Origin of the sequence: Clostridium sp., assembly GCF_051656525.1 — a bacterium.
In the GTDB taxonomy this organism is placed as follows: domain Bacteria; phylum Bacillota; class Clostridia; order Clostridiales; family Clostridiaceae; genus Clostridium.
This window is the reverse complement of sequence record NZ_JBOGCC010000169.1, coordinates 1-7,064: the sequence shown is the minus strand read 5'-3', so window position 1 is coordinate 7,064 and position 7,064 is coordinate 1. Positions and strand designations below refer to the sequence as shown.

8 protein-coding genes are annotated in these 7,064 nt (G+C 26.5%); all 8 read right to left on the bottom strand.

Annotated features, from left to right (window positions below; translation table 11 throughout):
- Nucleotides 1–740 (bottom strand): phospholipase D-like domain-containing protein (locus ACRDDY_RS08675; protein WP_438564558.1); only part of this gene is annotated, 740 nt, incomplete at its 3' end.
- A 126-nt stretch (nt 741–866) separates the two neighbouring features.
- Nucleotides 867–1,619 (bottom strand): hypothetical protein, encoded by a 753-nt coding sequence (locus ACRDDY_RS08670; protein WP_438564557.1) that lies wholly within the window; start codon nt 1,617–1,619, stop codon nt 867–869.
- Between the two features lie 278 nt (nt 1,620–1,897).
- Complete coding sequence (locus tag ACRDDY_RS08665) at nt 1,898–2,272, bottom strand: YccF domain-containing protein (RefSeq protein ID WP_438564556.1); 375 nt, start codon at nt 2,270–2,272, stop codon at nt 1,898–1,900.
- A gap of 270 nt (nt 2,273–2,542) precedes the next feature.
- Entirely contained in the window at nt 2,543–3,427 is an 885-nt protein-coding gene (locus ACRDDY_RS08660; RefSeq protein ID WP_438564555.1) for an NAD(P)/FAD-dependent oxidoreductase, read from the bottom strand.
- A gap of 4 nt (nt 3,428–3,431) precedes the next feature.
- Nucleotides 3,432–4,850 carry an NAD(P)/FAD-dependent oxidoreductase gene (locus tag ACRDDY_RS08655; RefSeq protein ID WP_438564554.1) on the bottom strand — a complete coding sequence of 473 codons (1,419 nt, stop codon included), beginning with the start codon at nt 4,848–4,850 and terminating at the stop codon, nt 3,432–3,434.
- Between the two features lie 235 nt (nt 4,851–5,085).
- Nucleotides 5,086–5,700, bottom strand: a complete 615-nt coding sequence (locus tag ACRDDY_RS08650; protein ID WP_438564553.1) for an alpha/beta hydrolase — start codon at nt 5,698–5,700, stop codon at nt 5,086–5,088.
- 172 nt (nt 5,701–5,872) lie between these two features.
- Entirely contained in the window at nt 5,873–6,268 is a 396-nt protein-coding gene (locus ACRDDY_RS08645) for an HsmA family protein (RefSeq protein ID WP_438564552.1), read from the bottom strand.
- A 2-nt stretch (nt 6,269–6,270) separates the two neighbouring features.
- On the bottom strand, nt 6,271–6,708 hold the full coding sequence (locus ACRDDY_RS08640; RefSeq protein WP_438564551.1) for a MarR family winged helix-turn-helix transcriptional regulator: 438 nt from the start codon (nt 6,706–6,708) through the stop codon (nt 6,271–6,273).
- Nucleotides 6,709–7,064 lie beyond the last annotated feature (356 nt).

Below are 7,064 nucleotides of genomic sequence, written 5' to 3'. Positions count from 1 at the left end.
GACATATATGTTTTTCCTGTTCCTGTTGCTGCAACTACAATTCCTTTCTCTCCACCATGTCTTCTTAATCTTTCTAAATTTATTAAAGCTTCCCTTTGCATTAAGTTTGGCTTTATCTTTTCATACTTTTCTAATAAAGGATTCTCCTTTTCTTTTACACTTAACATCTCCTTTTGTAAAACTTCATAATCTTTTATAAACTCATCAGTTACATTAAAAGATTCGTTAAAAAGCCTATTAAAACTTTCCATTACCTTTTTAGAAAACTCTGCTTCTTTCTTTTTTACAATTAATACATTCCACTCTTCATTACTTTTTAAAGCTCCCTGTGTTAAATTAGATGAACCTATATATATCTTGAAGCTATTCTCATATTCAAAAATATAAGCCTTAGTGTGAAAACCCTTCTTCTTTTCTTCAGTTATAAAAATATTTAAATCAATATTATTAAACTCTTTAATCTTCTTTAAAGCATAAGCTTCAGTAAAATTTAAATAAGTAGAAGTTAAAATTTTTCCCTTAACCCCTCTTTCAGAAGCCTTCTTTAAATCATCTAAAATAAGCTGAAGCCCTGAAAAGTTAATAAAAGCAACACTAAAATAAAAGCTAATGCAACTCTCTAAACTCTTCTTAATCTCTAAAAGAAAATTTCCCTCTTCATTATTAATTATCAATCTATTCTCTAATTTAAAATCATCTTTATCCAAATCCATTAAATCCAATTCAGTTTGAATATACATTTACCTCTCTCCTTATCTGCTATAATAACTCTTCTTATTTTACCATAATAAAAAATGATGCAGATATCTACACCATTTTTTTAAATACATTTATTATCATATATCTTTCAATATTTACTACAACTTTTAAAGCTTCAAGTTAGTTAACTTTACCTGACATTTATTATTTCCATATTGGAATACTATATCTGATAAGCTATCCTTATTGATAGGTGATATAGGTACTGATATTACTCCATAAGAATTTGTTTTTCTATTATTAGCAGCTACTTCACTTATTGTGTGTGGCCATTCATAGACAACACCATTCTCTTCCTCAAACATTCCTTCACTATATTGATTATATACTCTAGATATTCTCTCATTAGAAGCAAATAATGTTGGTATACAAACTTGTGCAAATGATTTTTTATAATTAACTGCCACCCCAGTTCCTTCTATACTCATCTGATTATTTATATTATCTAAAGATGTTGTTTTCCATTCATAGAATCCATTAGCTACATACGCTTCGTCCACCTTTGTAATTTGTAATTTAAGCTCTATCCAGCTATATTTATCTTTATTAATTCTCTCTCTGATATTACCTTCATAGTCTTCATAATTCTTTTGACTTGCTACTTGCATCTCATACTCTCTAGGTGTAAATTCTTGAATATTATTAGTATTCGTATTTCCAATTCTAATATATACTGTTTTTCCATCAATAATTTTTGTACCAGACCTATTAATATTTTTATCTAATTTATTTATACCACTTGTAGTTGAGTAGTCCATAGAAGAAATTTGATCATTATCTTTTAAAGCGTTTATATAGATACCTCCTCCTATTAGAACAATTGAAATAACTCCTATTATTAATACCAGTCTCTTTTTCACTTATACTCCCCCAATATGGTAGCATTTAAGAATATCTAAAATTAATATTACTTTCTCTCATTTAATATGATAAATATTTTTAAAAATCTACTTACATCTAATTAATCCAAAATTAATATTATCATAAAACATTGGTAATAAATATAAAGTTTTAATCTTTTTAACATATTTTTTATTTTTACTCTAAATATATTTTCTTTTCATAACCTAAATGTAAAAAAGGAATTGCAACGCAACTCCCTCCAAAATTCTTAATTTTAAATTTTAAATTCTTAATTCTAAACTAAGCTCTCTCTAATATCTTTTCCAAATGGCATTAATGATAATTTTGCAAGTTTAAAACTTTGAAGTCCAAATGGTATTCCTATTATTGTAATACAGAATAATACTCCAGTAATTAAGTTTCCTATTGCTAAAACTAATCCACCAAAAATTAGCCATAAAATATTCAATAAGAAATTAACTCCACTATCATCTACTGTTACTACTTCTTTTCCAAATGGAAATAATTGAAGTCCTGCTATTTTAAAGCATTGAACCCCTACTGGTATTCCTATTATTGTAATACACCATAAGCAACCTATTAAAAGCCACGATATAGCCCCTATAAGCCCGCCAAATATAAACCATATTGCATTTCCTAAACAACTCATTCCTTAATTTCCTCCTTTCTAACTTTAGCTAATTCAAATAAAACTTAACTTTATGTACTCATTTCCTCATCTTATGTATTCTTAGCCTCACTTATTATTTATTCTAGTATATCAAAATTCCACTATAAATCAATTCTCTACATCAATAAAAAATTTTTTAAAGATAAATTCTAAACTACTTCCTTAAATTGCTTACAATTCCCCCAATTCCAAATTAAAAAGAGCATCATTTCTGACACTCTTTTTATATCTATAACTTTAAATCATATTTTATTTCATATACTCTATTACTTTCTTAGCTTCTTTTTCTATATCTTCTATACTTCTATGAATATAAATTCCATTTCCTATTGCAAAAATATTTTTTCTTGATGTTTGGAAATTCTCATCTACTGCTGCACCAGTTGTTTCTGGATTTAATTTTATATTACTTCTCATTGGCACTATTCCATCTGATAATTGTCCAAGTGCTAAAATCAATGTATCACAGCTTAACTCTTTTTCTTCTTTTCCATTTTCTATTACTATTTTTTCTACTCTTCCTTGACCTAAGATATCTTTTATTTTATATCCTTCTAATATATTATCTGAGTAATTTTTAGCTTTTTCTTTATTTCCTATAATAGCTTTTATTTTTATATTTTTAGCTTTTAATTCTTTTTCTATTGTTCCAAGATTTTCATCACCAAAAATAATTATATCTTTTCCAATAACTATATCATCTATATTTAAAAACTTTTTAGCCATTCCAAGTGTTATAACTCCAGAACATCTATCTCCTGGCATATTTAAGAAACTTCTCCCTTTATCTTTTCCACCATTAGCTATTATAATATTTTTAGCTTTTAACTCTTCTATTCCTCTTTCTGGACTAGTACATATAACATGACCTTCTCCGTTTATATTTAAAACCATTGTATTAAATATAGTTTGAATTCCTAGTTTCTCATATTCTTTTATAAGCTCCTCTTTATATTCAAGACCTGTAATATTTCTATTTTCACTTATATTATAATTTGCAAGATTTAATGCTCCACCAAGCTCTAAATCTTTTTCAATTACTAAAATATGTTCTATTCCATTTTTCTTTCCTTCAATTGCTGCTAGCATTCCACTAGCTCCACCACCAATTATTATTAAATCATATCCAACCATGAAATTATACCTCCTTAAACCCTATAACATTTGAACATTTTTCATTTTTCATTACCTCTGCTAAAGGTATATTAAGTTCTCTACTTATAATTTTACTAATTGGAAGTAAACATCCAACACCTTGGCATCCTCCCATAGTTGCTCTTGTTCTTCTTTTCACCCCATCTACAGTTCTAGCTCCAAGAGGTCTATTTATAGCATCTACTATTTCACCTTCAGTTATAAGTTCACATTTACAAATTATTTTTCCGTACTTTTCATTTTCTTTTATTAATTTATTTTTTTCTTCAACAGATAATCCTTGGAATTTTACTATTCCTTTTCTATCCTTAATAAAGTCTTTCTTTTCTTCTAAATTAATAATTCCCTTAACTAAATCTCTTACATACACTCCTATTGCTGGTGCTGCTGTAAGACCTGGTGATTCAATCCCTACTAAAGAAATGAAGTTATCCTTAGATTCTATAACAAAGTCACCTTCCTCTAAATGTGGTCTCATTCCTGCAAATGTTGTTAATATTTTTCCTACATTAATATTATTTATACTTTTATTAGCTTCTTCAATTACTCTATCTAATTCTTTCTTATTGGTTTCTAATGTGTTACTTTTTACCTTTTCAGCTGTTGGTCCTATTAAAAGATTTCCATCAACTGTTTTAGTAACTAAAATTCCTTTTGAAACCTTGTTAGGTGTTTTAAAAATTGTACTATTTACTAAATTTCCTGAAACTTTATCTAGTAAACAATATTCACCTTTTACTAATTGATGAGTATATTTTTTCTCACTTATCATATTATTTATTTTATCACTATTAATTCCAGCTGCATTTATAACTATTTTAGATTCTAATACTTCTCCATTTTTTAATATTACTTTATATCCATTTTCTATTTTTTCTATATTAGAAACTTCTGCATCAAATCTAAAATTTATACCATTCATAACTGCATTTTCAGCTAAAGCTATCGTCATTTCATAAGGACTAACTATTCCAGATGATTTTGCATATAACGCTTTACAAACTTTATCAGATATATTTTCCTCAAGCTTTTTAACTTCTTCAAAAGATAAAATTTCTAAACCATCTACACCTAATTTCTCACCATTTTTCTTTAAATTTTCTATAGTTTTAACCTCTTCTTCATTAAAAGCTAGTACTAAAGCTCCATTTCTTTTAAAAGAAAAATCTAAATCCTTTGATAACTTATCAAACATCTTATTTCCTTCTATATTAAACTTAGCTTTTTTAGTTCCTTCCTTCTCATTAAATCCAGCATGAACAATCCCACTATTAGCCTTTGAAATTCCTTCAGCCACATCTAGATCCTTCTCTAAAACCTCTATATCTAAATTGTACTTTGATAATTCTCTTGCTACAGAGCAACCAATAACTCCACTTCCAATAATAATTACATCTTTCATAATTAATCCTCCTAATTTAAAAACCTTATCCATGGTATAAAACTATTACTTAAAAACCTCAAATTTTATACTTTTCCTTATTTTTATTATATTCTCCTTTTAGTTATAAGTAAAATTTGCATTCTCAATATTATCAATAAATTTTACCTATTAAAAAATCCATGATACTCTTACATTTATTTGAAATTATAAACTTTTAAAAAAAGAGCATCATATCTGATGCTCTAATTTACTTCTAGTTAAGTAAAAACTCTCTTTCCATTTCTATAACATCAAATAAAACTTTAATACTTTCAAGAACATTTCCTTCTATATCTAAAGCATGATTTGCATCATCTATATTTACTAACTTAACACCTTTAACATTTTCTATTTTTTCTAAACTTTCTTTGTTTAAAAGCGGATCTTTAGTTCCTGTTATAACTAATGAATTTTCACAAACTCCGTGTTTAGCTGTTTTATCAATTGGACTTATGTAGATATTTTTAACGTCTTTTCCTTTAAACATTCCATTTAACATAACTTGCACACAAGTTCCTATACTTTTACCTATTATAACTATTTTGCTATATTCTTTAGTTATACTTTTTTGAATTGCTTCAATAGTTTCTTTAGCCATTAAATGAAACTCTTTTTCTATGCTAAACTCTGTTCTATTTATTTGAAATCCATATTCCATAGTTAATACATCATACCCTAATTCACTTGCAAGTGATCTTGAGTAATCTAAATATGATCTATCAATTAAATATGCAACTCCTGGTAATACTATTGTTAAAGTATCACTACTATTATCTTTAAATATTCCCTTTAACTCTACTCCCCATTTTGACATAACTTTATTTTCCATTTATAAATTCCTCCTCATTTGTTCTTTCTAAATTATATTATACTACTTTATTTTAAATAAGTATAATATACTCTTTCCTATCATTCTTATAAAACTTCCTTATAAGAATTCTATATTAAAAAAAGGAAAAAGTAATATCACTTCTTCCTTTATTAAATCTTGTTTCTAAAGTCTAATGCATTCCAATATACATTCCAACAAAGTAAGGTATTAGCCATATAACCCATACTACTATACTAAATTTATGGAATATTTTTTTAGCATTTTCTGATCCCTTATTATAAACCCAAGTTGCCCATACTGCATGTATTAACATAAGTATAATTGCTAAAGCCCCTGTAAGTCCATGAATCATAAGTTCTGTTGGAGTTATACTATGATCTGTCCCCATCGATGCTATTTTTGTCATTGTAGTAGTTCCTAAAGTATCAAAAACTAGACCTATCCAAAATATTATTACGTGTTTTTTCTTTAATGTTTTTGATAAAAATTCACCCCATACACCTATTGTATAGAAAACAAGTGCTAATGAAATAAAAATTATTGCTGGTATTAAAAGTTTTGGCATAATTATTCACTCTCCTTAATCTTTTGTATAATCTCTTCTAGATTTTTCTTGATTTGTTCTAACTTACATTCATCTATATTTTCAAAAATTTTAGAAAAAACCTTATTAAAGCTAATCATATATTTATGACCTTCTATTCTACCTTCCTCAGTAAATGATATATATGTATTTCTTTTATCATCATGTTTTATTTTTTGAATATAGTTTAAACGTTCCATCCTATTTAAAATTCCTGAAACTGTTCCTTTAGTTAAATTCATAACACTGCATATTTCTGTTACAGTCATTTCACCATTATGTCCTAAATGCTTTATAATAGTTAATTGCTGTGGTGTTAATTTAGTTTCTTTAAGCTCTTTTGATACAATATTATAAATTTCCAGGTCGATATCTTTAATAAGTCTTGTAATCTGAAAGCTTGTCTCTATTCTCTCTTTCAAATTCTCACTTCCTAACTGTTTGCAAGCAAACTATTTTTTAAAATTTAATAAACCAAATTGGTTTCCATGCAAACTATACTTATATAATAACATCTTTTATACTTTTGTCAATATTATTTTTCATAATAAAACTAATTCCCCATTACCAAGTAAACTATATAAATTCACCTAATACTGAGGAATTAATTATTTTTAAAATGACCACTTTCAAAATATATTAAATCTTTATATCATTAATATATTCTAATCACAAAATTATTGTTACAAACTACTTTCCTAAAGTTCTTATCCATTTATTTGCTATATTTTCTTCATGCTTCTTGAACTTTTCATATTTTTTATAACTTCTCATGGCA